The organism is Stenotrophomonas sp. STEN020 (assembly GCF_056760195.1).
On the sequence record NZ_JBRREI010000017.1, the window covers coordinates 21,663 to 43,478 of the forward strand.

Here is a 21,816-nt window from a genome sequence, read left to right on the forward strand (position 1 = left end):
TTCACTCACACAGTTGGATATCGACTCCATCCAAGCTATGAAGCAAATGCGGACTGGCAATACCCGACTAATGGAACTGCGAACGCAACAGCAAAGCTGTTTCGCGCTGTTTTGCGCCAGAAATCTAATGGAAGACCATTAGGCGCCGAAAGGCAGGCGGCTCAACGGATTGCATGGCCTCTCGGGGCCATTTCCGTTAGGGCCGTCAAATCCGATAGGAGCGTGTTGTCCATGCGCTGACCTCAGCTTTGCGCTCGCGTCGTCGCTCTTTCGACCGCCACGCAAACAGTCGTCAGCCGCCCGCTTCTCGCCAATAAGCTCGCGCCGTTGCTTTTCGCGATCAGTGCGCCTCACCCACTCCACGCTTGCAACCGACATGTCGTTGCTCGTGCTGCCCTTGCCAACATCGCAAGCCGCGCCACACTCAATGCAGCGCCACTCTTCCCCCAGCCAATGACGCCCGCCTGCCACACCCTGACGCTCGCCGACTTCCAGAACGCCATCGACTCACTCGATGTTCCGCACAGTGCCACCCTGCCCCTCTACGCTCGCCGCCGTGTCCTTGAAGCTGCAGGTGAACACTGCCCTCTGTGTCGCCAGCCCTACATCCACGACGTACCTCGCTCGTTCTCTGCGCCCGTCATTGCCACGTGCGTCCATCCTTTCCTGGGCGGGCCGCTGACTGCCGAGAACGCGTTCGCGTGCTGTCGCCGCTGCCAGCAGTCCCGCGCATCCTCCGACCTTCTGACCGTCCCTGAACTTCCTGAACGCCTGCGCGAGCAGCGCGCCCGCACCCTATTGCTGTCGCACAACCATCTCGTGCAACTGCCCTCGTCCGTGTCGCTGCCTACTTACCGGGAAGCACTGCAGGCCCGCCACGCGATGCCGCGCTCACGGGTCTACGCCGCCCAAGCCGACGATGGAATTTGCATGCTGGGGGTGTCCTGCCGCTACGGCGACAAGCAGTCCAAGGGGCTGGCGAACCTGCTCGCCCGGCTGGCAGGCAAGCCCCTGGCCCGCGAGAAGCGGCGGGCCGTCTACCTGCTGACCGACGACGATTTCCGACGCGTCGTGTGGCAACTCATCGACGCCAACGCCTGGGTCGTGGGAGTGGGCCGCCGCACCGAGCTACGCGACTTCCTGGACCACTGGTGGCTGACTTCGGCCAGCGTCAGTGAGCTGCGCCGGGGGAAGGCCGGCGGCGTGAGCGTGCCGCCGCCGGTGCTGGAAGCGCGCCCCGTCAAGCCCAGCACCGAGCGTATGCGGCGCATGGCCGCACGAAGGAAGGCCTCCCAGGAGCGTGCAGAGGCCGAGCGAGAGTACAAGGAAGCCAACGCCGACATGGAGGCCCTGCTGTCAGCTCGTCGCCGGCGGAAGGCCTTCCCGACTGACCCAGAGTTGGAAGCGGAAGTGCTGGCCAGGTATGGGCGGGCCAGCCGGCGGTTGAACGCAGCTCTGGGCTACTAGGCCGACTTGGCCAGCGCCGCGTCCGTGGCCACGACCAGCTGGCGGATGAAATGGATGTGGCGGCGCAGGTCATCCCGGGACACCGCATGCTTGGTCGGCGTGCCGTTGGCAGGCCGCCACGAACGATGGGCAATGTCCCCGCGCTTCTTGGCCAGCCGGTTCAACTCGTTGCGGGCAGCGGCCGGTTCCATCATGTTCCAGCGCCAGGACTCTGTGATGTCCACGCCCAGGTACTTCTGGAATAGCGGTCTGACACGGTCGGTCGATGGGGTGTGGAAGTACTTCAAGTCGTTGGCCAGGCTGTCCCGCATGAACTGCGGCAGGTGTCCGTCTCCGGTCCCGGCGATGGCATCCACGGCCTCAACCAGCCGGTCCTCGAAATAGGTTTCGAGTGCCGCCAGCGCCATGACCAAGCTGGCCCGCTTCAAGACTTCGTTCTCTGGCGGTGGCGGCTGGGAGTTCAGTTTGTCGAAGTGGTTGACCAGGTTGACCGCGTCCTGGATGGCGTGGTCGAAGGTCAGGCTGGCTCTCGATGGCATGACTGTTCAGGTTCCCCTATCGGCCCGATTGTGGCACCCAGCCAGTGGGTCGGACAAATCAGGCCGCAACCGCCAGCCGCGAGTCCTGGCGTCGTGCTTCTCGCAGGTAGCGCCCGGGCTGCATGTGCTGCTGGACGCTGGGAGGGAGCGCCGACCACCCCAAGGCTTCCAACAGGTTCTTGCCCCGGACTCGGACATACACCGCCTTGCCAGTGTTGCGGTCCACTGTGCGTCTAGGTGGGCGGCAGCCTTCGGCGTTCGCACATGCGCCCTCGGCCAGCAGCCAGCCCGCGATGTTGTTCAGCGCCACGGCAGCGTGCTTATCGCCCTTCATCACCTTCTCGCGGTAGAGCAGACAGGTAAGCATGAGCGGAGTGATGTCGTCCTCGCCTCGCACATCCACCAGGCCACAGGTCGCCATCCGGGCGACGGTGTCATAGGCCAGGTTTGAGGCCTTGGTGTGCCTCTTGAGGGTGCGCTGCCAATGGTCCTTCCGAATGGTGGCCAAGGCTTCTTCCAGTAGGGGAAGCGAGCCACGTTCGATGGCCTGCTGCAGGCGTGAAAAGTAAGTCGGGTTGAAGTTCATTTCGGTCTCCGGGGAATAAGGGCAGTGGCGAGGCGATAGGCTTCTTCCTTGAACTCGTCCACCCGCCTGACGTACCTGGGATGGTCCTTCCACTCTTCCAGGCAGTCGAACTCCTCGTAGATGGCAATGCCGGAGGTTCGCGAGACCGACCGCGTGGTGTTGACCTCTTGAATCCAGTTCGGGGAGATCGCCCGAATGAGGCGGTAGCGCAGCGTGGGCAGGGCGGTGTCGGCAACCGGGTTCACGATGACGGCATACGTGTGGCCGGAAACAGGATCGGTGTGGTGTTCAAGGATGCGCATGGGCAGCCTTACTGGAAGCGGTCGAGGATCCAGTCCCGCGGGGTCTCGAACAGCACAGAGGCAACGCCGATCCCGGCCAGGGCCCAGACCAATGCCTGGATGTTGAACGAGAAGAACGCAATGCCCGCGGCGAGTGTCGGGAACAGGACCCAGCAGACAACGGCGAAAACTAGGAGGGAGGTTTGCGTGGTATTCATGGGGAAGTCTCGATTGGGGGAGAAAGGGAAGTCTGTTGAGACGATATAGGGCAGGAATGGGTCAAGCGATTTGGAAGCCAAGATGCCCATGAGCCACCGTCAGCCGCCTGTCGTAGGGAAGACCCACGGCTCGGCAGAAGCAGGCCTGCCACAACTGCCCCAGATGGGTGTCGGATGCCTCCAGAAGGTGTACTCGAATGTTCATGTGGGCGTCTGGACAATCAGCGTCTCGTTGAACACCGTGGCGCGTGCAGAAGCGTGCTGCTGCCTTCTCAACAGCGTCTGCGTCTTCGTTTGAGAAAGGGCGGATAACTGAAATGGTCATGTGCGGTCTCCGATCAGGCGACGATGGCAGGCAGGATGGTGGCAGTCAGAACAGCCAGTCCGGTAAGGGCCATGGCGAACAAGCCATTGGTACGCAGGGCAATGAAGCTTTGTTCTTGGGAGTGCGTAATACGGTCAAAGATGCTCATGTCTGGGCTCCGGTGGTGATGGGTGGCTTTCTTTGCTTGAACCCGTTGTTTTGTGGGGTTTCATGCTTTGCGATTGCCTATATCCAGTATGTGGAGAATTCTGATTTCGGCAAGCTGTCAACCCCTAAGAACTGCGAAGCGCTACGAGCAACGCGAAAAGAAAAAGCCCCGTTCGGGGTTTCGTGCGGAGCGTTTGTGTCCGTGGGTCTTACAGCATTTACAACCCAAGTGCGGAGCAAGGGCCAAGGCCCTGGTTCCAGATCCTTGCTCTTGTCCTTGATATCGATGGATATCAGCCGATATCGCGTGCTATCACGCGCCAGCACTCCTGCCCTGATTCCAAACGGTCCAGCGCCTCTTCGATCAAGGCTTGCAGCGCTACGCTGCGATTGCCATTGACCACCCGTTCCAATCGATCATGAAGCGCCTTGGACGTACGCAGCAACATGGGCTTGGTATCCGGATCCGTGTCGGCCTCCACGTAGATCTTTGGCGGGCCTGGTTCTCGCTGGATGCGTACACCCTGGGCTTGAGTGGTGAACGAGACCTTGGCCAGGTCGTCGGCGTCGAGGTCATTCCAGCTCACGGGCTGCCTCCTCCACGGTGCGAATGGACCGGACTAGAATCACCACCAACTCCAGCTCCCGATGATCACGAATGGCCAGTGCCTGCTCTTCGGGAGTAGCAGTCCGCAGGTCGATTTCTTCCAGCTCGCCGTTCGGGCGGCAGATCAAGGCGCGAGTCATAGGATGGCTCCTTGCTGCGCGTTGTGCAGGACGCTGAACACCTGCTCCCAGGCGCGGTCGTACGCCACCGGCAGAGTGGCTTCCGCTCCAATCGGGTAGCAGACATGGATCTGTCCAGCCTCATGCGTGCAGGTGAACTGGATCTGGGCAGCGAGAAGTTGAGCGATGGTCTTCATCGCCAGCAGCGGGGAGTCGAACTTGAAGGTCTGGATCTGGTTCATATGGATGGGGTCTGTTGGGTGATTGCTGCATCCACTGCTGCCCGCAGTAGAGCGATCTCGTTCTGGGCCTTGGTCAGGTGGGGAATGCCCCGCGCGTCTACGACCGTCAGGCCTCGTCCATAGCAGGTCGGGAACACGTCCCGATCCTTCACCACGGGCCGGTCGAGAAAGTGGGCGGCTACCAGGTCGCGCTGTTGCTTGCGGTCCGATCGATATCGACAGGCCACGGGCACCACGGCCAGTCCACGCTCTTCCAGGTGGCGTAGCCCCCGGCGGTGGATCAGGAAAGATGGCGGATCCAACAGCGTCGGAACGACAGCAATGCGCGAGGGATAGGCCTCTTCCAGCCCTGGCGGGTGATCGTGGATGTACACGTCAAACCCGCTCACTCGGGCGTTGGTGGGTACGAATGACAGCTCCACCCCTGCACGCTGGGCAATCTTGCCGAACACCAGTGCAGACCCCTGTGGATCATGATCGACCAGGCACACTCGCTGTCCGTCGCGGGCGTAGGAAGCAGCCAGCTGCAGCGCCAGCATGGTCTTGCCCACTCCTCCCTTGGGAGACACGACGGACACGTGGACCATCAGTCCAGGCTCCGCATGGACTCCTGGATGTAGCTGGTCTGGTTGTCCACGCCGTGCTGGGCCAATGACCCCACGTCCACGGAAGCGGCCAGGCCGAACAGCAGGCCCAGGAAGGAGTACAGGTATAGGTTGGTGTTCGTTTTCTTGGTTCGCATGGGGAAGCTCCTTGATATCGGGTGATATCAGTGGATATCACTTGATATCCATGCAATCAGCTAAGCCGATTTCGGCAACCCCTGATGCTGCGAGCGGATACAGAGAAGCCGCCAGGTGGCGGCTTGTCGTTCAGGCGTAGGAGCTCACTTTCTGGCGTGCCACTGCTTCATGACTTCCGAACGCGTGATGATCCGGGCATTGCCTGGGCCAATAGGCTGGCCAGTGTTCAATGGCACCATGACCAGGTTGCCGCGAACGCGATCAAGCCAATGCGACTCCCACAGCGCCCACCACGTTGGCAGCGTGAACGCCCATCCTCGGTTCAGCCGTAAAGACCTATTCCGCTGCATGCGGTACAGGCCAGCGGGCGATGCCCGGTCCTCCATGATCCGGTTGCCTTGTATGCGGCCTAGCTCTTCCAACGTGCATCCATATCGCTGGCGTAGTTGCTCTTCTGTCAGCTGTAGCCGTTTCTTCCGGTTGCTTTCCGGTGGATGTTGCTGGGGCGATACGCCCCGTTCAATGAGCACTTGCCGGACTCTTTCCTTGGACAGGCCGACGCTCTCGGCAATCTCTCGAAGGGAGCGCCGCTGTCGTTTCCGCATATCGACAATCCGTCGAACAGTTCGCTCATCCATAGAAGTGCTTGCGCATGTGCGCGTCCAGCCTGGCAATCTGCTTGGGCATGTGGGCCTTGGCCAGGTCGTAAGCCGTTCCATCGACATACACGGCTTCGTCGAAGATGATGGAGCCGTTGTGCTTCTTCAAGAACGACTGCAGCTTGCGCGGCTTGCCGGAGGCAATCACTTCATGCAGCTTCTTGGTCTGTTCGCGGTCGTAGTCAGGAATGGAGAAGCGGGACATGGGCATGTTCTCGGGGAGGTTTCTACCAACCTAGGTTCATGGCCGATTTCGGCAACCCCTGGGCCTGCGAGTGAATACAGAAAAGCCGCCTTTCGGCGGCTCTGCTGTTCCTAGTTCAAGGGCACGACGCGTAGGCTTCGCCGTGCTCCAACCAATGCCACCACATCGCCCACCTGTACCGGCACATCGGCTTCTTGAACGATGGCCCAAGTCTTGCCGTTCGACTCCTGGACATAGATCTCCAAGCCACGGCGGTAGAACTTGCCCTGGATGGCGCGGCCGGTCGCCCCACCCAGCACGCTGCTGACGACACGTGCGGTACGGCGGTCGTTGATCTGGTCGGCAGCGGCATAGCCCAGCGCCGCACCCACCACGGTACCCGTGTGGGTCTTCTTGGCTTGGATACGAACCTCACGAACATGGAGGACACGCGCCACCCGGACTTGCTGGGCGGTCTGTGCTTCGTGGGCCTGGTAGGAACGAGCCGACTGCTCCCCCGCCGAAATGCTGGCGATGGGGGCGATGAGAAGCAGGGAAAGGAGGATGGCAGCGCGCATGGGAAGTCCTTCTAGTGAATATCCCAAGCTAATGGGCTTGTTCTTCCCGGCAAGCCCTGCTTCTGCGAGCCATTACAGGCCCCGGATCAATCTTCGCCGGGGTACATCAAGGTCAGCACGGGCTCGCCGTTGTCGCCACCAGACACCATCAGCCGTAAGCGAACCGTCTCGGGAACGATGCCTTCTCCTTCGACCGGCACCACCAGCACATCGAAGTCCGCCACCGACGCGCCGGCTTTGGCTGCGCCATTGGCTGCCAGTCGCGCCATCATCAGCACATCGTGGACGCGGCCTTCGGTGGACTGTCCATTGCCGGGCTTGTGGCCCACTGGCCAGTCCAGTGAGTGCCAGACGGCTTCCGTGCAAGCAAATGGGATCTTGAAGCCGTACTGCTTGGCGGTGGTGGTCAAATCCACCAGCACGCCGTCGGCCAGCGCCTGGGCGCGCGTGTAGATGGAGATGGGCTTGCCCCAGAACGCCTCCATCTGGTTTTGCGCCAGGGACGCTACTTTCTTGTCGTCTTTGCTCATAGTCGTTCAGTGCTTCGTGTTATTGCCGGCGTGCATTGCCGGATGGGTGAACCGCTGGAAGTAGCCATCGAGCCAGCAGCGGGCGGCGTGGTCGCCAGCGTCAAAGCCGATGCGGTCTGCCCAGAAGTTCACGGGCCAGTCCAAACCAAACGGCACCTGCCGGGCGTACTGCTGAGCCAGGAACCGCAGCTGCTTCATGTCTGCTGCGGTGGAGCCTGTGAAGGGCATGACGCTGCAGGCTGTGGGAGAAGTCCGGCGCACGTAGCCAGGCGAAATTGGGCCTTTCCGGTGCCTCATGGGGTCACCTGCGTGGCTTCCATACGCTTGAACCACGCCAGCCCCAGTTCCTCGATGGGGTCAGCCACCACCTGGAAGTCCAGTGCGGGTTCGACGCGGTGCATGCCGTCCACCACCATGCCATCGCCCCAGTAGCCATAGCTTTCGGGCGTCCACACAGCCCCGTCGCCGTCAGCTGCGCGCACCTGCTGGATCGCGTCGGCAATGTTGTCAGCCTCCACCTCGACGGTGGCGGTATGAGGCACGATCCGGTCCAGCCGGAGATTGAAGCGATACGTGGCCATCAGTGGCACTCCTTCGTCCAGTACCAGTAGCTCTCAACGAACCGCTCAACAGTTCGGGGCTCGACGGGGCCGCTCGCCAGCATCGTGCCGGCCACCGACTCGATCCGCAGTCGATTCCTCTTCTCGGTGATCACCACGCCCAACGTCTTGCCCTTTCGCACGATCCGGCCGTCATCGGCCAGGTGGGCGTCGTAGGCGCTCAGTGCTTCTTGCCAGTTCATTGTTGGTTCCCACACGGGGACACGCCCCCGCGATGTTCCCGAATGGGGACTGGCCGCCGGCAGGCGGCGCGCTGTCAATGGAGGAAGCACCGGCGGCTGGCGCGGCCCGCAGACGCAGTCGAGGACACGGGCCGCTGGAGCGACCATTGACAGGACAAGCGCCGGCGGAAGGCATTACCGCCGAAGAGCGTTGACCAGACTATTGGGCCAGCGACCAAGCCCGTAGGGCCGATCCTTGATCGGTTGAAAGACGATGGGCGCGATCCACAGGAGGCCCTAGGCCATTTCCATTCCTGGCACATGAATCAAGGAGGGAACCGACGCCTGTTCCAGTGCCGGGACTTCCACTGATCGAGGATCAACTTCCACTTCCGGTTCGTCCAGCAACGGCTCAAACCGAAAGCGTTCAAGCCCGACGAAGTCGCACACTTTCTCTGCCGCTGATGCAGCGGAGTACAGGAAGTTCGGATCTTCCTTCGCAATCTTGATCCAGTGATGGATGTACGCTGCGTGCTGACTCGGATCGTGCCCTATCCCCAACTCCACGCCCATGATGTGTGACGAAGTCTCTGCAACTACCTCTTCGCGTGCGTAGCTCTCCGAACCGAATGCACCTGACAGGTCACGATCCAATCGCGTGGGGTGGCCAGTTGCGTGGGCTAGTTCATGCAAAGCTGTACTGTAGAAGGCCTCTGGGCTGACGAACCGTTCTGGGAACGGCAATCCGATCTGATCTGAACGCGGCGAGTAGTGGGGCTGTGATGCCCCGTACACAACCGGAACGCCCGAGGCCTTCAGCAAGGCCTCGCACCGTTCGATCCGCTGCGCCGGAGTTGTCTCCGGGCGCGGCGGAGGCGGTGGAAGCCCCTCCACCTGGGAGGCATTGAAGACGTTGAAGAAGAACGTCTTGACCTTGTCGTTCTCGGGTCTGACAACAGATGCATTCCCGTGGTCATGAACCGGCGAAGACTTGGCCTCCTTCTCGTCGGGATAGATCGTGTAGCGCAGCTGGATCGACTTCGATCCCCTCTTCACGAACGCGCCAAGCGCCTGCGCTTGCTTGAAGGTCACCCAGCGATTGTCTTCCCAGCCATTGACCATGCTGGCGATCCACAGCATGACCCGGTTTCCGCCCCTGTACGCCTTACCCGTTGTCGGGTTGTACGGCAGGTTGTTCACGGTGCGGGGATCGCCCGGCTTCAAGAACGGCAGGAAGGGTTTTCCTTGCGCCATCAGATCAATCAGGAGTTGCGCCTGTTGCTGCGCCAGCTCCGCGTACTTCATTCGTCTTCGGAGCTTTCGTCTGTGATGACCAGATCGCCCCGCTCCAACGAGATCCGCACTTTCTCCACGGCCTGCTCGATATCCAGCAGATAGTCATCGGCCGTTCCTGGCTGGATCACCACCCCATCAGAAGTACGAACGACACGGTAGCGAAGCGCCGCGTCCAATGCGTCGCTCAGTGAGATTGCGTCTTCCATGGGAGAACTCCGAGTGAAGGAACTCCCACATTAGGCAGAGCCGTGCCATCCGGAAGCTGGCACTCCAAATAATGCGAAGAGCTGCGCAAACTACAATCGACGCTGCGGCTCGCACTGCCGCGAGCCGGATCGGACGACAGCTACGAGCTCTTCCCTACGGACCCTTGCCCGTTGGGCGCGATAGCGCTGCAAGATCGCAGCCAACTGCTCTGCGATTGCTTGCGTGGGCACAAGACTGGCGTAGTCGAATACGTCCAGTCCCGCGTCGTCGTGAACGGTATCGTCCGCCCCCAGCCCAAGCAGCTCCTCCACCAGGTCAACGGCGCCGTACTGGATGTTGAACAGCAATGGCGTCAGGCCGCTGACATCACGATGTTCCAGGTCGGCGCCAGACTCATACAGGAGTGTCGGCACGCCCGGAACGGTGGCAAAGAACAGAGGCGTGCGGCCATGGCCGCCATACCAGCGTGCATCAGGGTCGGCGCCAGCGGCCAGCAGCAGTTGGACCACGCCATGGGACACGTCTGGCTGGTGAAGGATCGTGGAGCCTTCCAGGTCTGAGCTGTCCGGGTCTACGCCCCTTACTCCCAGGACATGGGCCATGGCCCGCACATCGTCCCTGGCTCGCAGCAGCGCCGTGTAGTTGGGATGCGTGGGCCCTGTGCGTTCTTGAACGAGATCCAGAAGGGCGCGATGTGTCTTGGTCATCGAATCATTGTGAAAGGGTTGCCATTGCGGGCAACCCCGGAGGGCTGGGTTAGATCCAGCCACGCGCGGCCAACGAGGTGTAGCCTTCGGCGGAGACGACGAAGTGGTCCAGGAGACGAACGTCCACGAGGGCGAGTGCTTGCTTACAGCGAGTTGTGCATTCTCTGTCGGCGGCGCTGGGTTCCAGGGAGCCTGACGGGTGGTTGTGGGCCATGATGATGGCTGCGGCGTTCAGTTCCAGAGCGCGCTTGGCGATTTCCCGCGTGTGCACTTCCGAAGCGTCCAGGGTGCCAGCGAACATGTCTTCCACCACGATGACCTTATGTCGCGTGTTGAGGAAGGCGATCGAGAGCACTTCCCGGTCGTGGCTGGCCAGCCGATAGCGGAACATCGAGCCGGCGGTGGACGGATCGGAGAGTTGCATGCCATCGCCCCGGATACGGGAGCGCATGAGGGCTTCGGCTTGCTCGATGAGGCGGCTCTGTTCGGCCGTGAGCGGCTTGGGGACTCGCATTGCGGTTTCCTCTGGCGCGCCGGATTGGCGTGCGCAGGACCGCCGCCGGGGCCAGCAGGCCGGGCCGCACCGTAGGGCGAAACGCAGTGGAGCAGGCGCACGCCTTGCGGCCTGGACCGACCCGGCAAAGTGTCCGTAGCCCGACTGCGCGCAAAAGGAAATGCAGGTCAAGAAGACAGTGCCGAAGGACTGCCCCCCACGCGGCAAGCTGCCGAATGGGCCCTATCTCGACCCGACCGAAACCGGATTGCCGCCGGAAGCAGCCCATGCACGAGGACCCGGGAAGATCATGCGATCAGGACAGGTCGCAGGACTGCAAGCGTAGGTGCCGTGGCCACGCCTACCGTACTTTTCCAGCGTGCTGTACATCACCACCACCTCGTCGGCATAGGATGGCTGCCTCCACTGCCAACTCGACAGCCGGCTGGGGGACTCCTTGACCAACCTGCCCACCACGCAATTACGCACGTGAATCTGGCCTAGGCGGACACGGCCAACGAACTCGACGACAGGCTCCAATGCGTCTGGCGCATAGCACGACACCCGATAGGTCAGGTCCGACCGCAGGCCATGGGCATGCCAACGGCCCTTGGCGTTGGCCACATGACGCGTCGTGCGGCCCGTTTCGATGGCCTCCACGACCATGACCGCTCCGGCCACAGGCTGGCCCAAGCTATCGACAACCTGGCCCCGGAAGTCCGAAGACAGCTGCCCCGCAGAGGCCGCGAAGGGCGCAACCAAAAGAGCGAGGAAGAGGACGAGAATTTTCATTAGCGGCCCCCAATCCGCAGGCCCACGCCCACGACCGCCTTGTTGCCGCCACCGAAGGACGCACCCACTGCGATCGAGACGCGGTCGTTGAGACGACGCGACCAACCCACGGCCAGGGCGGTTTCGCCGCCCGAGAAGCCAATGCCGACGGTAACCCCACCCTCGCCGGGCGTGGCCGCCATCATCGACAAGGCGCCCATTTGCGCGCCTAGACCGTTGAGGCGACGATCAACCTCGCCAAATCGGCTGTTGATGTTCTCCCAACGGTCGTTCCACAAGGTTTCGTCGAAGTTCGAGCCACCCATTCCTTGCATGATCTCCCACAACTGGCCGCCGTTGATCGCGTCGGTCGAACCCTGGGAGATCGAACCATTGGCAACTTGCGTGACTTTGCGTCCGCCCATCGCCACTTCGTTCTCCTGCGTGGTGCGGGTGTTGGCACCGATTGCCACGGCGTTAGCGTGCGAGGCATTTGATCCATGGCCAAACGCAGACGCATTGACCGCCGACGCCTGGCTGGCCGATCCATAGGTGTTCGCGCCATCTGCGGACGCTCGCGCGTTGTTCCCCGTAGCGTTTGCCGCATAGCCAGAAGCATTCGCGGTTACGCCTGTCGCACTGGAATAGTCGCCGGAAGCGTTAGCGGCCACACCCGTCGCTGTTGCACTTTCGCCAGTGGCGTTCGCTTGGGAGCCTGTCGCCGTGGTGCTATGGCCGCTACTGTTGGCACGATATCCGGTAGAGGTGCTGTTGACGCCGCTTGCATCGGCTTCGGCACCAGTCGAAGTTGCGCCTGCTTCTGTTGCTTGTGCGTAGTTTCCTGTGGCTGTTGAGGCCTGACCTGATCCGTTGGCTTGCGCGCCTGTGGCGGTCGCTCCATCCCCGCTTGCATTGGCGAAACCACCACATGCAGTGGAAGAACTCCCAGTCGCAGACGCACCATCACAAGCATAGGCATCCAGATCGGGGGCGTAGGTTTGAGCGTTCACTGCGCCGGCCGTCAGACCAAGCGCCAAGAGAAGTGCAATCTTTTTCATGGGGAAGGGAATGTGGGGAGACCAACCCCAACCTAGAAACGATGCCGATTTCGGCAACCCCTCCCAAGCGAAGGGGCGGTCGTTCCGCCCCTCGTTCTCCCAGTTCTGCGAACCCATCCGTCAGAATGGAATGTCGTTGGATTGCTCCCTGCCCTTCTCTTTGCCCTTGGCCTGCGACCGTTCGCGCTTCGGACGTGGCTCACTGGCGGGCTTGACAGGCTGTTGCGCCATCTCCTTCCTGGGCACGCTCGCGTAGACCAGCGGCTCGATACCGACCTCCTTCAATGCCGCATAGGCGTCATCCAGGGCACGAACGACTTCCTGAGGGTGGGGCCGGTGCTCGATGAAGGGCTTCAACTCCCGGGCCAGCTCGGGTTCGACTTCCCGTGGCAGCCCTAGCCGAGCTTGCCCAGTCATGATCGCGTACTCGCGGCGCAGAGCCATTCGGGCGTTGTCCTGCACGTCCTCTTGGGCCGGGAACTTCTCGGCCATGACTTCTTTTAGGCGAGCGTTGTACTGCTCGATCGTGGGCGTCTTCTTGCGCGGCGCAATCAAGGCATCCAGCCCTGCTTGCCGCGTGGCTTGCTGCTCGGGCGTCAGACCTTTTTGCCTGGGCAGGTTCAAGCCCTTGATCTGGTCAGCGTTGAACACGGTAGCCGGCACCCGCTCGGACAGCTGGCCATCCTTGCGGATCCATTTGAGGATCTTCGTGCCGACTTCGCCCTTGCGGATATAGCCGCCGGCCGCGTTGGCCTGCTCGGTGGACAGCCAGTAGGGGCTCTGGAAGCCCTGTGCTTTGGCAGCCATGGCCAGCTGCAGGGCGTTGTCGGCTTCAAAGCAGTAGCCGGACACACCGCGAGGCTCGCCGCCGATCTGCGGCAGTGGCGTATCAGGGTCTTGCCATCGAAAGAGCGGAGGTGCCACGCCCTCCCGCAAGTTGTCGTAGAAATTCTTGGCTTGCAGCCTCTGGTATTCGTGTCGATCCATCTTTCACCTTCCACTTGATGTGTACGTCATACCCTCGCTCTAACGCGGATCTGGCGTACTTGCAGCACGTATCGATGGTCGAGTGGTGCTTGCCCGGCACGAACCATTCGTCAGCCAACTGCATACGGGTCGTGTGCTTCTCGCACACGATCTCGAAGCGGTCGGCCGCCATCAGGATTTCGTCGTCGGTAAAGTTCGGATCAGACATGGGACGGGTTCCTCTATGCCCCGTCCAGTCTGCGGCACGTTGGCGGGCACGCAAGTTGAGGAATGCGAACCGGTACGGCTTCACGCCAGTGAAGTGAGTACGGTGGCGACGCTATCGCGCCGTGGACGGCCGTCTACGGCGTCCGGTGATCTGGGAAGGGCAAGGGCCCTGGCGGCGCGGCCGCGCCGCGGCTACGCCTTGGGCTGCTGTGTGACTGCGCCATGTCCCAGGCCGAAGGCAGGCCGCCGGCCGGCGGCCAAGGTCCTGGCCCCAAGGCCAGTGGTCCGCGCCCATAGGGCGCGTTGGAATGAAGCAGACACATCCGCTCCGCAGGCCGGCGGGGCGAAGCCCCCGGCGCTGTCGCTGTTGCTCTTCGCTCTTGGCTTTTCCTCAGATCCGAAAGGATCCGTGCGCCTGGGGCGCACCCTCAACCTTTAGGTTCTAAAAGCCTAAAGCTCTAAATCCTAAAGCCTGTAGCGGATTTCAGCGGACGCTTGGCACCGATTTGTTTCGTTGAATCAGCGCGTTGCCGTGATTTAGCTAAAAATCTAGCGTCATCAATCACCGCCCCATTTGTCACTGATCACCGCCCCTCGGTGTCACTGATCACCGCCCCTGTTTTGGGAAAGTGTCACTGATCACCGCCCCATTCGTCACTGATCACCGCCCCTGGTGTCACTGATCACCGCCCCTCCTTTTGGAGACCGGTACGCAGCCTCGGCAAGCGAACTTGACGGCTGGTCGGGGAGCGTTAGTGTCGTTCATGGACACGCCCCAGCTTTCCCCCGCGAGCACTGAACTTCCCCAGACTCCTTCAAGCGAGAAGTCGAAGTTCCCCGAAACCTTCACCCAGGTACCCCTCTCGTTTCTCCGCAGCGAGCTGTTTAGCGTTGCCAAGTCCGGCATGCGACGGGACCGAAAGAACACCGAGACGACCAAGCGAATTGAGTTCGAGCGAGGCCCCTTGGGCATTGACATCGAATGTGCGGGACCACACCTCAACCAGGAGCACTTGCTGGCCTGGCAGGCGGTGATCTACCTGGGTCGCCTCCACAATGGACTGACTGGCGATACGTTCATCGTGCCTGCCAATGAAATCCTGAGATTGATGGGAAAGGACTATCGCGATCATGTTCAGCGCACGTCATTGCGACGTCTCCTTGAAGACCTACAAGGAACTCGCATTTTCTTGAAGTCGCATCGCAGCCGCTATGTAGGAAATCTGTTGGATGCTACTGGGCAAGACCATGAGACGAAGCTCATGGCCATCCGCCTGAACCCCGATCTCGCCCAGTTGTTGGACGACGAAACGCTGGACAACGACATCATGCGGATGGCAAGCCTTGGGCGGAACCTTCTTGCCATGTGGCTGCACAACTACTTCGCAAGCTGGTCCTCCTATCGGAACGTGACGGTCCAGGAGCTTCATCGGCTCTGCGGAACCAACTTGGATCTCAGGCGCTTTCGCTATCGCCTCAAGGAAGCTGGAGAAACTCTGAAAGCCTGCAAGGCCTGCGAGCGTTCCTACATCACCAACTTCCGCGTAGGCGCCGATGACGTGGTCTACGTCGAAAAGAAGCCTACCAAGGTCAAGCTCTTGAAGCCTGAGGACAAGGCCAAGTCGAATGCTGGCCACCACCACGCCCAGCACGACGCCGCACGGAAGGCAGCGGCGGCTCGTGCAGCGGTGAACCTGTAAGAGAAACGGCGCCGCAGGGCGCCGTTCCATTCCCGCTTACATCGCCCGACGCAAAGGCACTTCATCGACCTCCAACAGTCTCCGCTTCTTGTCCGCCTTCTTCGCCAGCTCGTGGCGCCTAATGCGAGCGTGCGTCAATGGCATCACTTCCTTGTGACGCTTGGCAAAGGTCCTGGCAGACCATCGACTTGGCCTTCTGTAATCGATATCAGCACCTTTGTCGATCAAGTACAGCGCATGCCTGTCGTCCTGATTACGGCAAGCGCAGATCAACGGAGTTCCATCCTCGCACTCGACATCGACGTTGGCACCGTAGCCCTCGATAAGGAACTGCTGCATCCTGCTGTCATAGCCACGATCAACTGCCACCTCCAACAACTCATCGCGCTCCCGCTGCGTCAGACATGGATGCCCTTTCGTCAGGATCGCCTCCAATAGGCTAAATCTGTCGGATGCGTCGTAGTAGGTGCGTCTAATTACATCAAGAATGATCTCGAAGGCCGGAACGCCCCCCCCATCGAGAAGATGGTTGAGAATCGTCAAACGGCCAGTCTTCACCCATTGCTCCATGGCCTCATTCGTCACCATGACGCCAGCGTCCAGCAACAGCCGTACAAACACGTGCGCTTTGGCGCACACGGCAGGCACCAGCAACTCATCAAGCCTGGCCCCCAGACCACGGTAGTGGTCAAAGAGGATCTTGGCATCCCCGGCGTCGAGCACCTGAAAGATCTTGCAGCCAATATCCTTCAGGTGTCTGGTCGCATCTGCTCTCGTCTCAGTGGTGTCCATTACCGCGTTCCTCATGCCTAGTTCCGCTGTTCATGCCGTTGCCTCAATTTATGAGCGACTCGACGGATCTGCGCCCTCGTGTTCAACCACAACCGACTATCACCATCGCAACTGGTTGCGGTGATACGGTCCACCTCCGCTCCCAATGCCACTCGAACGCACAGGTGGCCGTTGGCATGCCTTCTGATCGACTGAATTTCCATACCTGCATCTCGAACCATCGCAACAACACTTCGGGTCCACTTCCGACTACGCGACATGGCGCACCTCCGTCGGATCACCGAACTTCGCTTCCGAGATCGTGTCCTTACAGCTATCGCACCAAGGATCTTCATGGATCTCGAGCAGAATCCAACGCTCTTCCTCGGCGTCCCACTCAACTTGGCCATCGAACGAAATATCCGTGCTTCCGCAAGTCGGGCAGTAGTAGGTGTGCTTGGGATTGCACTTACGCAGCATGGCGCACCTCCTCCGTCCGCTGGTTGAACAGCTCCGTATTCACGACCTTCGGGTGATAAACCACCATCGGCGCTTTCGCTTGGTACTCCGTGATCGCATTGGCGTGCCAGACCGAGACGTGCGCGACATCAACCTGGTGGATCAGGCAGTTCCAAATAACCTGGACGGCTGTCGTCCGCGCCATGTTCACGTCCAGATCCACCGCATACACGCCTACCGACGGAAGCAACTCAGGCGCCTGTTTCCGCAGCTCATATAGAAGCGCCAAAAGAAGAGAACCCGTTCCCGAACCCGTCGGATCGGACACTTTCAGCAGTTCACCTGCGGCGGCTTTCTGCCGCAACTTCGGCAACTGACCACTCAAAGCCAACTGCACCGTGAGCAAAGCGAGATCCCGAGGCGTAAAGAACTGACCCATCGCCTCGCCACCCCGCCCCAGAAACTCGCTTGCCAGGTCGGTCAGTACGTCATGGAACGGCTCGTTGGCCTTCACCATTTCCAGGTACGCCGTCGTCATGGCAGAAATCGACTCGATTTCCTTCATGCGTTCGGGCGACTTGAAGTTGATGTAGTAGCTCTCGTCGATGGTGTGATACATCGACAAGGGGTGGCACCCCAGGATGTTGAACAGCCCCGCAATCATGGTGTTCAGTGCCTGGGCGGGCGAGCGGTCAAGCTTGGACACGCGAGCGTGATAGCGGATGGCGTCAGCCAGCGTCTTGCGGGGATTACACGGCATGGCGCACCCCAAATGCCAGGCACACGCATACGAGCCTTCCGCGCAGAAGGCTGCGCACGAAGTACCGCGTACCGATGGGAATGTGGACGATGGAAGACTTGTCGCCGACAGCAACACAGACTCGCCAATGGCGCCCTTCGGCTGCAACCCAACGCGTGGTCAGGCCTGCCTGCTGGACGAGCTGGCGAACAAGGGTTTCGGCTTCGCCGACGCTTGCGCCGGCAATGGGGGATTGAAGAGTACAAAGAGACATGAGCGCACCTAAGTCATAGACCCCCGGCAGGGGGACGTGCGACTTAGGCGGTCGCGTGGGCGGAGTTGCCCTGGGCTAATCGCCCTTGCTGGTGAACAGGCCAGCCAACCTTTAGCGCCTCATCATTAGCCGGCCTTGCGGTACCGGACGCGCCCTGCTTTACAACAGGGCCGCGGCGAAGGGTTCGTCGCACCGGGTGTGTGGCCCGGTGCCGAAAGGCTACGCCGGTTGGCGTCAGACTTTCAAGATGTGGCAAGTCCTCCGGATGGCGTTCGTGTTGCTTCTTTTTATAGGGTCCGGGAATTTTTTCGCGCACCGAAACCTGAGCGCCCTCAAGCACTTGCGCGCAAGGTAAACGAACCCTGAAAGGCCCTCTCCGGAAGACCCATTGGCATGCTGCCGGCCTCAAAAGAGGGCCAGTTGCGGCAGGGCCAAGCGGTCCTGCTCGGCCGAGAGCCACGCGATCTGGGCCCTCACCCGACCGATGTGGTTGCGCACCGCGTTCAAGGCCTGGAACAGGCCGTTCTCGGGGCCAGTCTGGCGATAAGCGATCCCAAGATCGTAGTTGGACAGGGCGTCCAGCCTGCGTTCCCGCAGGTCGTCGTAGCGACGGAAATAGCGCCGCAGCTCGTCCTGGTACTCGCCCAGCACTGCGGGGATCTGCTCGCGACGGGTGTTCTCGTTCTCGGACAGGTCTGGCCACAGCAGCGAGTTGAGGTGAGCCCATGGCTCGATGTCGTTGGCAGGGCCGTAGTAGCCCACGATCTGATCCAGCACGGCGCTATTGGCGTTAGCCCGAAGGTTTGAAACGTCTTGCTCGAAGGTCATGGTGCGTCTCCTGGGTGGGAGACCCAACAGGCTCGGGCGAGCCAGGGCGGGCGCACCGCAGGGGGAAGCGAAGCGGACCAGGCGCAAGCCTTGCGCCCGAACGCGACCGGGCCAGGGATAGAGTCAGAACCCAGAACGAACCAGGATCAGTAGGCGCGCCGATAGAACAGCGCCATGGCCAGTGCCACAAGCCAGCCAATGCCGGTCCAACCGAGGAAGACATTGAGCATTGAAATGCGGGTGCTATGTCCGGCCCCACGGTGTGCGCCAATCATCGACGGCAGGAGGTACATCCCGCCCGCCCAAGCGAGGAAAAGGCCCGCCCAGAAGTCGTTGTAGCCGGCCTTGGTGGTCAGGCCCAACAGGCCGCCCACCCAGACGAACCAGACGAGAAAGAAGTAGTAGCAGAGGAAGAAGATGTGCTTCATGGGGAAGTAGACGGTGGATGACATCACCAACATCCGTGATGGGTCATCCCCGTCAAGTCCCCAGGTGCGAACGATTACTGGGACCCGCTAAGATGGCGTCGCCACCCCAAGCCTTCGCAGCGATGACTGAACGCCACTTGGTAGATCGCCTTCCCCACTTGGCTGGTTGGGACGATATGGATGCCCAAGAACGGCTGGCAGCTGTTCTTGGAGCGGGACTGGATGACGTAATCGATATCGGCGGGTTCGACTTGGATGACCTCGCCGTGCTCGCCGTCAATGATGACTGGGCCGAAGGTGACGAAGCCACGGACGAAGAGGTGCAGTCCTATGCCAATGAATTTTTCATCACCAATCCTGACGATAAGGACAGCTTGTATTACCGGACCGAAGGACTCGAAGAAATCGAATCGACCTCGGTGAGGCAGGATCTATGCGAGTTCTTCCCTGAGCTGGAGTTGAGCTACGAGAGTTTCGACACGTGGCTTAGCGAGTCCATTGCCGAGTTGAAGCGGTCACTACTGAGCCAAGTTGCCGGCCGTGGGACAAGTACGACCGACCCCGGAAAAATGTAAGCCTTCCCTACTCTTCCGGACCGCCCTTCCCGAAGTAGGCGTGCGCCGCCTCGTAGGATGGCCGCACCAGTCGATCCATGGCCTCGGGATCCAGTGGTGACAGCGACATGGCTACGCCAAGCGCGAGTTGGGCGAACACCAAGACGTTGTCCACCGCGTGTATCAGCTCGTCCCACTCAATGGTGATGTCACCCCAAGCCTCGTGTTGGGTGTAGATCGCCAACACTTCCTTGCCACCGTGGACCAGGCCAGACAGGTCCTTGTAGTGGCTCTTGACCGTCCGCAGCAGCTTCTCTTCATCCCAGCCCAGGTGCAGGGCGGCTTCCTTCGCGACATCGGCCACGTAGATCTGGTTCTTGCCCCGATTGGGCATCTTTCCCTTGCGACGGAAGCGGGCGATCTCCCTATCACTGGCCGCCTTGGCAAAGAACGCCGCTCGCAATACGTACTCCATCTGGGCCCGCTGCATGATCAGCGCGGCCACCCAGGACTTCTCAGGCTGATTGATGAGCAAGGCGTAGATGGCCTCGGCTGTGTCCATCGAAGCGAGCACAAGGGGCAGGACGGTCGCCGTACGCTCAGAGCCGATATGGCCCATGTCAGACAGGGTGCTGCGCGTCTGGTGCAGGACCTTCAACGCATCGCTTGTGCGCTGGCGCAGGTTCTTGGAGTCGGCCATGGTTCCCCCTTTGAGGGGAGTGTGCCGCATTTATGAGACGCCTTCCGCCGCAAGCGAAGCGGCGGAAGGCGTCTGCGAGTGAACAATGCCAGACTCACTCTCCTCATCGACCGCGAAAGAACGCAGCGCCGACGAATGCCAAGGCCAACGCCCCGCAGGAGGCCGTCAGATTGTTGAAAAGGCTTTTCCGCCGTTCGGCGCGCAACCATTGCTCTTGCCGCTGACGGCGCAATTCCTCCTCAAAACCCGCCTGGCGCTTGTCGCGCTCAGTTTCGGTCTCAGCCTTGCCAGCCAACTCTGAGTAGACGCGTCCCGTTGCCTCGGCCTGTGCCTTTGCAACCCCTTCTTCCGCGGTGGCGAAATCGGACAAGGTGGCATAACCCTTGCCCAACCCGGGGTCGCCTAGGCGCGAGAACAAGGTGCCGAGAGGGTCGGTACCAGAGCGCTTATCTGCGCCACCTTGCTTGTTGTTATTCGATTTTGGCGGGCGTACGTAGTCGCCGCCATTCTTCAATGTCGTCATGAAAGTTCTCTCGTAGCCCCAACCAGGGGAACCGAGAGGTTCCATGCGACCTGGTCAGGTCAATGCAGGTTGTGGGTCAGTCGTGCCATCAATGCGTCGTGGCGACTTCGGAAACTGATCATTGCATTCACCAGTGCTTCTTTTCGGGTGGGGCTGTTATCGCGAACGGCGTGGCCCACCAACCCCGCCGACTTGAATGCCAAGTCTACACTTATGGACGTCGTCACAACAGTGTTGGTGAACTGCGGCCCCGTCCCAATCGTCGGGAGCGGTGAATCATCTGCCATGTAAAGCTTGAGTAGGATGTTCCCACCGTGCAGCAATCCGTTCAGCCCAGCCCATAACCCGTTGGGCATCCTATCTTCTCTTTCAACATACGCTGCGAGGTCTATTTCCAGGCCTTCCTCTCTAAGCTTTCCCTCTAAGGCTTGAGCGATGGCAGAAATGCTCATCGTATTTTTGAGATCCAGAAAATCGTCTAAATTTTCACCGTTGAAGGGATTACTCGATGGGACCCTTTGCCCATCCTTGTGCTTCCGACGCCGAAGTTTATCGTTGCGCAGGAACTCTGTGACTTGAGCTTCTTCGGCGTTGAAGTAGATCCATCCAGCACGTATGAAGGTCTCAATCTGGGGGCGGAGCAAGGCAGGGCCTACTGCACAGAACTCGACAGGATCATCTCTGAGGAGCTTCAGCATGGCGCGGCTGTAATCCAACGACGCATGCATGAGAACGCACATCAGGTATGGCTTGGTGTCGGCAAGCATGTATGGCGCACCCGCTATCCATCGCTTGTAGATATCCACTGTATGGAGAGCGTCATCCAGATACCGTTTGATGTCGCCGGGTGTTACGTTCCGGCTGGTCGGTTTCGACTTTGTTGTCATGCATACCCCCTGGTTGGGGACAAGTATGCATCAACAAGAAGATCGATCCGGCTTACACGTCAGACTCCATCTCCTGGCCTGGAAGCTGCTGCAGGGCGGGATGGTCTAGGATGGCTCGCGCGTACTTTGCCGTCACGGCTGAGCACTGCGTCGGTGGAAACCGCCCCGTCCTTCCTGGACGGCGAGCTTCACGGCCACACCTGACGAATGTCGGCGGTGGT

At 60.7% G+C, this 21,816-nt stretch carries 37 protein-coding genes; 3 read left to right on the forward strand and 34 right to left on the reverse strand.

The features are described from left to right. Window positions 1-453 precede the first annotated feature (453 nt). A complete protein-coding gene (locus ACVOLZ_RS09375; protein WP_414608279.1) occupies window positions 454-1,467 on the forward strand; it encodes a hypothetical protein in 1,014 nt (337 codons plus the stop codon). Here the strand turns inward: ACVOLZ_RS09375 and ACVOLZ_RS09380 are convergent. From ACVOLZ_RS09380 to ACVOLZ_RS09505, 26 genes are all read right to left on the reverse strand, one after another. Continuing rightward, on the reverse strand, window positions 1,464-2,006 hold the full coding sequence (locus tag ACVOLZ_RS09380; protein ID WP_414608278.1) for a HEPN domain-containing protein: 543 nt from the start codon (window positions 2,004-2,006) through the stop codon (window positions 1,464-1,466). The two genes, ACVOLZ_RS09375 and ACVOLZ_RS09380, sit on opposite strands and share 4 nt — an antisense overlap. A 58-nt stretch (window positions 2,007-2,064) precedes the next feature. Beyond that, window positions 2,065-2,592 (reverse strand): hypothetical protein, encoded by a 528-nt coding sequence (locus tag ACVOLZ_RS09385; RefSeq protein ID WP_481515910.1) that lies wholly within the window; start codon window positions 2,590-2,592, stop codon window positions 2,065-2,067. Then, complete coding sequence (locus tag ACVOLZ_RS09390; protein ID WP_414608276.1) at window positions 2,589-2,894, reverse strand: hypothetical protein; 306 nt, start codon at window positions 2,892-2,894, stop codon at window positions 2,589-2,591. The genes ACVOLZ_RS09385 and ACVOLZ_RS09390 overlap by 4 nt, the downstream gene beginning before the upstream one ends. Window positions 2,895-2,902: 8 nt before the next feature. Beyond that, entirely contained in the window at window positions 2,903-3,091 is a 189-nt protein-coding gene (locus ACVOLZ_RS09395) for a hypothetical protein (RefSeq protein WP_414608275.1), read from the reverse strand. Between the two features lie 61 nt (window positions 3,092-3,152). Then, complete coding sequence (locus ACVOLZ_RS09400; RefSeq protein ID WP_481515911.1) at window positions 3,153-3,416, reverse strand: hypothetical protein; 264 nt, start codon at window positions 3,414-3,416, stop codon at window positions 3,153-3,155. A gap of 13 nt (window positions 3,417-3,429) precedes the next feature. Then, window positions 3,430-3,564: a hypothetical protein gene (locus ACVOLZ_RS09405; RefSeq protein ID WP_414608274.1), complete on the reverse strand. Its 135-nt coding sequence runs from the start codon at window positions 3,562-3,564 to the stop codon at window positions 3,430-3,432. A 292-nt stretch (window positions 3,565-3,856) separates the two neighbouring features. Further along, the gene (locus tag ACVOLZ_RS09410; protein WP_414608273.1) at window positions 3,857-4,150 is read right to left on the reverse strand and encodes a hypothetical protein; all 294 of its coding nucleotides are present in this window, start codon (window positions 4,148-4,150) and stop codon (window positions 3,857-3,859) included. Further along, a complete protein-coding gene (locus ACVOLZ_RS09415) occupies window positions 4,137-4,310 on the reverse strand; it encodes a hypothetical protein (RefSeq protein ID WP_414608272.1) in 174 nt (57 codons plus the stop codon). Before ACVOLZ_RS09415 ends, ACVOLZ_RS09410 begins: the two co-directional genes overlap by 14 nt. Then, the gene (locus ACVOLZ_RS09420) at window positions 4,307-4,531 is read right to left on the reverse strand and encodes a hypothetical protein (RefSeq protein WP_414608271.1); all 225 of its coding nucleotides are present in this window, start codon (window positions 4,529-4,531) and stop codon (window positions 4,307-4,309) included. The genes ACVOLZ_RS09415 and ACVOLZ_RS09420 overlap by 4 nt, the downstream gene beginning before the upstream one ends. Continuing rightward, window positions 4,528-5,109, reverse strand: a complete 582-nt coding sequence (locus ACVOLZ_RS09425; protein ID WP_481515912.1) for a nucleotide-binding protein — start codon at window positions 5,107-5,109, stop codon at window positions 4,528-4,530. Before ACVOLZ_RS09425 ends, ACVOLZ_RS09420 begins: the two co-directional genes overlap by 4 nt. Before the next feature lie 8 nt (window positions 5,110-5,117). Then, a complete protein-coding gene (locus tag ACVOLZ_RS09430; protein WP_414608269.1) occupies window positions 5,118-5,273 on the reverse strand; it encodes a hypothetical protein in 156 nt (51 codons plus the stop codon). A 144-nt stretch (window positions 5,274-5,417) separates the two neighbouring features. Continuing rightward, window positions 5,418-5,912, reverse strand: a complete 495-nt coding sequence (locus tag ACVOLZ_RS09435; protein WP_481515913.1) for a hypothetical protein — start codon at window positions 5,910-5,912, stop codon at window positions 5,418-5,420. Further along, the gene (locus ACVOLZ_RS09440) at window positions 5,905-6,138 is read right to left on the reverse strand and encodes a hypothetical protein (RefSeq protein ID WP_414608268.1); all 234 of its coding nucleotides are present in this window, start codon (window positions 6,136-6,138) and stop codon (window positions 5,905-5,907) included. The genes ACVOLZ_RS09435 and ACVOLZ_RS09440 overlap by 8 nt, the downstream gene beginning before the upstream one ends. A 110-nt stretch (window positions 6,139-6,248) precedes the next feature. Next, window positions 6,249-6,575 carry an outer membrane lipoprotein gene (locus ACVOLZ_RS09445; protein ID WP_481515914.1) on the reverse strand — a complete coding sequence of 109 codons (327 nt, stop codon included), beginning with the start codon at window positions 6,573-6,575 and terminating at the stop codon, window positions 6,249-6,251. 206 nt (window positions 6,576-6,781) lie between these two features. After that, complete coding sequence (locus ACVOLZ_RS09450; protein ID WP_414608266.1) at window positions 6,782-7,225, reverse strand: DUF6573 family protein; 444 nt, start codon at window positions 7,223-7,225, stop codon at window positions 6,782-6,784. Window positions 7,226-7,231: 6 nt separating this feature from the next. After that, window positions 7,232-7,423 carry a hypothetical protein gene (locus ACVOLZ_RS09455; RefSeq protein ID WP_414608265.1) on the reverse strand — a complete coding sequence of 64 codons (192 nt, stop codon included), beginning with the start codon at window positions 7,421-7,423 and terminating at the stop codon, window positions 7,232-7,234. Between the two features lie 95 nt (window positions 7,424-7,518). After that, window positions 7,519-7,806: a hypothetical protein gene (locus ACVOLZ_RS09460; protein ID WP_414608264.1), complete on the reverse strand. Its 288-nt coding sequence runs from the start codon at window positions 7,804-7,806 to the stop codon at window positions 7,519-7,521. Beyond that, window positions 7,806-8,027 (reverse strand): hypothetical protein, encoded by a 222-nt coding sequence (locus ACVOLZ_RS09465; protein WP_414608263.1) that lies wholly within the window; start codon window positions 8,025-8,027, stop codon window positions 7,806-7,808. Before ACVOLZ_RS09465 ends, ACVOLZ_RS09460 begins: the two co-directional genes overlap by 1 nt. A 276-nt stretch (window positions 8,028-8,303) precedes the next feature. Continuing rightward, window positions 8,304-9,311 carry an ArdC family protein gene (locus tag ACVOLZ_RS09470; protein WP_414608262.1) on the reverse strand — a complete coding sequence of 336 codons (1,008 nt, stop codon included), beginning with the start codon at window positions 9,309-9,311 and terminating at the stop codon, window positions 8,304-8,306. Beyond that, entirely contained in the window at window positions 9,308-9,508 is a 201-nt protein-coding gene (locus tag ACVOLZ_RS09475; protein WP_141480820.1) for a hypothetical protein, read from the reverse strand. The genes ACVOLZ_RS09470 and ACVOLZ_RS09475 overlap by 4 nt, the downstream gene beginning before the upstream one ends. Window positions 9,509-9,598: 90 nt before the next feature. Continuing rightward, entirely contained in the window at window positions 9,599-10,111 is a 513-nt protein-coding gene (locus tag ACVOLZ_RS09480) for an ankyrin repeat domain-containing protein (protein ID WP_481515915.1), read from the reverse strand. 154 nt (window positions 10,112-10,265) lie between these two features. Continuing rightward, window positions 10,266-10,730, reverse strand: a complete 465-nt coding sequence (locus tag ACVOLZ_RS09485) for a JAB domain-containing protein (protein ID WP_414608260.1) — start codon at window positions 10,728-10,730, stop codon at window positions 10,266-10,268. 222 nt (window positions 10,731-10,952) lie between these two features. Further along, complete coding sequence (locus tag ACVOLZ_RS09490; RefSeq protein ID WP_481515916.1) at window positions 10,953-11,501, reverse strand: carboxypeptidase-like regulatory domain-containing protein; 549 nt, start codon at window positions 11,499-11,501, stop codon at window positions 10,953-10,955. Beyond that, the gene (locus tag ACVOLZ_RS09495) at window positions 11,501-12,538 is read right to left on the reverse strand and encodes a YadA-like family protein (protein ID WP_481515917.1); all 1,038 of its coding nucleotides are present in this window, start codon (window positions 12,536-12,538) and stop codon (window positions 11,501-11,503) included. The genes ACVOLZ_RS09490 and ACVOLZ_RS09495 overlap by 1 nt, the downstream gene beginning before the upstream one ends. A 120-nt stretch (window positions 12,539-12,658) precedes the next feature. Then, window positions 12,659-13,525, reverse strand: a complete 867-nt coding sequence (locus ACVOLZ_RS09500) for an ArdC-like ssDNA-binding domain-containing protein (RefSeq protein WP_481515918.1) — start codon at window positions 13,523-13,525, stop codon at window positions 12,659-12,661. Next, window positions 13,428-13,733 carry a hypothetical protein gene (locus tag ACVOLZ_RS09505; RefSeq protein WP_329757791.1) on the reverse strand — a complete coding sequence of 102 codons (306 nt, stop codon included), beginning with the start codon at window positions 13,731-13,733 and terminating at the stop codon, window positions 13,428-13,430. The genes ACVOLZ_RS09500 and ACVOLZ_RS09505 overlap by 98 nt, the downstream gene beginning before the upstream one ends. A gap of 763 nt (window positions 13,734-14,496) precedes the next feature. On the opposite strand from ACVOLZ_RS09505, the gene ACVOLZ_RS09510 reads away from it, so the two are divergent. Further along, on the forward strand, window positions 14,497-15,432 hold the full coding sequence (locus ACVOLZ_RS09510) for a hypothetical protein (protein ID WP_481515919.1): 936 nt from the start codon (window positions 14,497-14,499) through the stop codon (window positions 15,430-15,432). A 36-nt stretch (window positions 15,433-15,468) separates the two neighbouring features. Here ACVOLZ_RS09510 and ACVOLZ_RS09515 read toward each other — a convergent pair whose 3' ends face one another. The 5 genes from ACVOLZ_RS09515 to ACVOLZ_RS09535 all read right to left on the reverse strand — a co-directional run bounded on the left by ACVOLZ_RS09515 (window position 15,469) and on the right by ACVOLZ_RS09535 (window position 18,955). Beyond that, on the reverse strand, window positions 15,469-16,224 hold the full coding sequence (locus ACVOLZ_RS09515; RefSeq protein WP_481515920.1) for a hypothetical protein: 756 nt from the start codon (window positions 16,222-16,224) through the stop codon (window positions 15,469-15,471). A 249-nt stretch (window positions 16,225-16,473) separates the two neighbouring features. Further along, the gene (locus ACVOLZ_RS09520) at window positions 16,474-16,683 is read right to left on the reverse strand and encodes a hypothetical protein (RefSeq protein WP_049433397.1); all 210 of its coding nucleotides are present in this window, start codon (window positions 16,681-16,683) and stop codon (window positions 16,474-16,476) included. Next, window positions 16,673-17,422, reverse strand: coding sequence for an N-6 DNA methylase (locus ACVOLZ_RS09525; RefSeq protein ID WP_180844802.1), 750 nt, complete (start codon window positions 17,420-17,422; stop codon window positions 16,673-16,675). The genes ACVOLZ_RS09520 and ACVOLZ_RS09525 overlap by 11 nt, the downstream gene beginning before the upstream one ends. A 658-nt stretch (window positions 17,423-18,080) precedes the next feature. Further along, window positions 18,081-18,503 (reverse strand): hypothetical protein, encoded by a 423-nt coding sequence (locus ACVOLZ_RS09530; protein WP_049433395.1) that lies wholly within the window; start codon window positions 18,501-18,503, stop codon window positions 18,081-18,083. A gap of 146 nt (window positions 18,504-18,649) precedes the next feature. Beyond that, entirely contained in the window at window positions 18,650-18,955 is a 306-nt protein-coding gene (locus ACVOLZ_RS09535; RefSeq protein WP_481515921.1) for a superinfection immunity protein, read from the reverse strand. Window positions 18,956-19,053: 98 nt separating this feature from the next. Here ACVOLZ_RS09535 and ACVOLZ_RS09540 point away from each other — a divergent pair, with 98 nt between their 5' ends. Further along, complete coding sequence (locus ACVOLZ_RS09540) at window positions 19,054-19,506, forward strand: hypothetical protein (protein ID WP_141480827.1); 453 nt, start codon at window positions 19,054-19,056, stop codon at window positions 19,504-19,506. Between the two features lie 7 nt (window positions 19,507-19,513). On the opposite strand, the gene ACVOLZ_RS09545 is transcribed toward ACVOLZ_RS09540, so the two are convergent. The 3 genes from ACVOLZ_RS09545 to ACVOLZ_RS09555 form a co-directional block, all read right to left on the reverse strand. Then, the gene (locus tag ACVOLZ_RS09545) at window positions 19,514-20,185 is read right to left on the reverse strand and encodes a hypothetical protein (protein ID WP_141480828.1); all 672 of its coding nucleotides are present in this window, start codon (window positions 20,183-20,185) and stop codon (window positions 19,514-19,516) included. A gap of 103 nt (window positions 20,186-20,288) precedes the next feature. Beyond that, entirely contained in the window at window positions 20,289-20,708 is a 420-nt protein-coding gene (locus tag ACVOLZ_RS09550) for a hypothetical protein (protein ID WP_481515922.1), read from the reverse strand. Between the two features lie 59 nt (window positions 20,709-20,767). Then, a complete protein-coding gene (locus tag ACVOLZ_RS09555; protein ID WP_141480830.1) occupies window positions 20,768-21,595 on the reverse strand; it encodes a hypothetical protein in 828 nt (275 codons plus the stop codon). Between the last annotated feature and the right edge of the window lie 221 nt (window positions 21,596-21,816).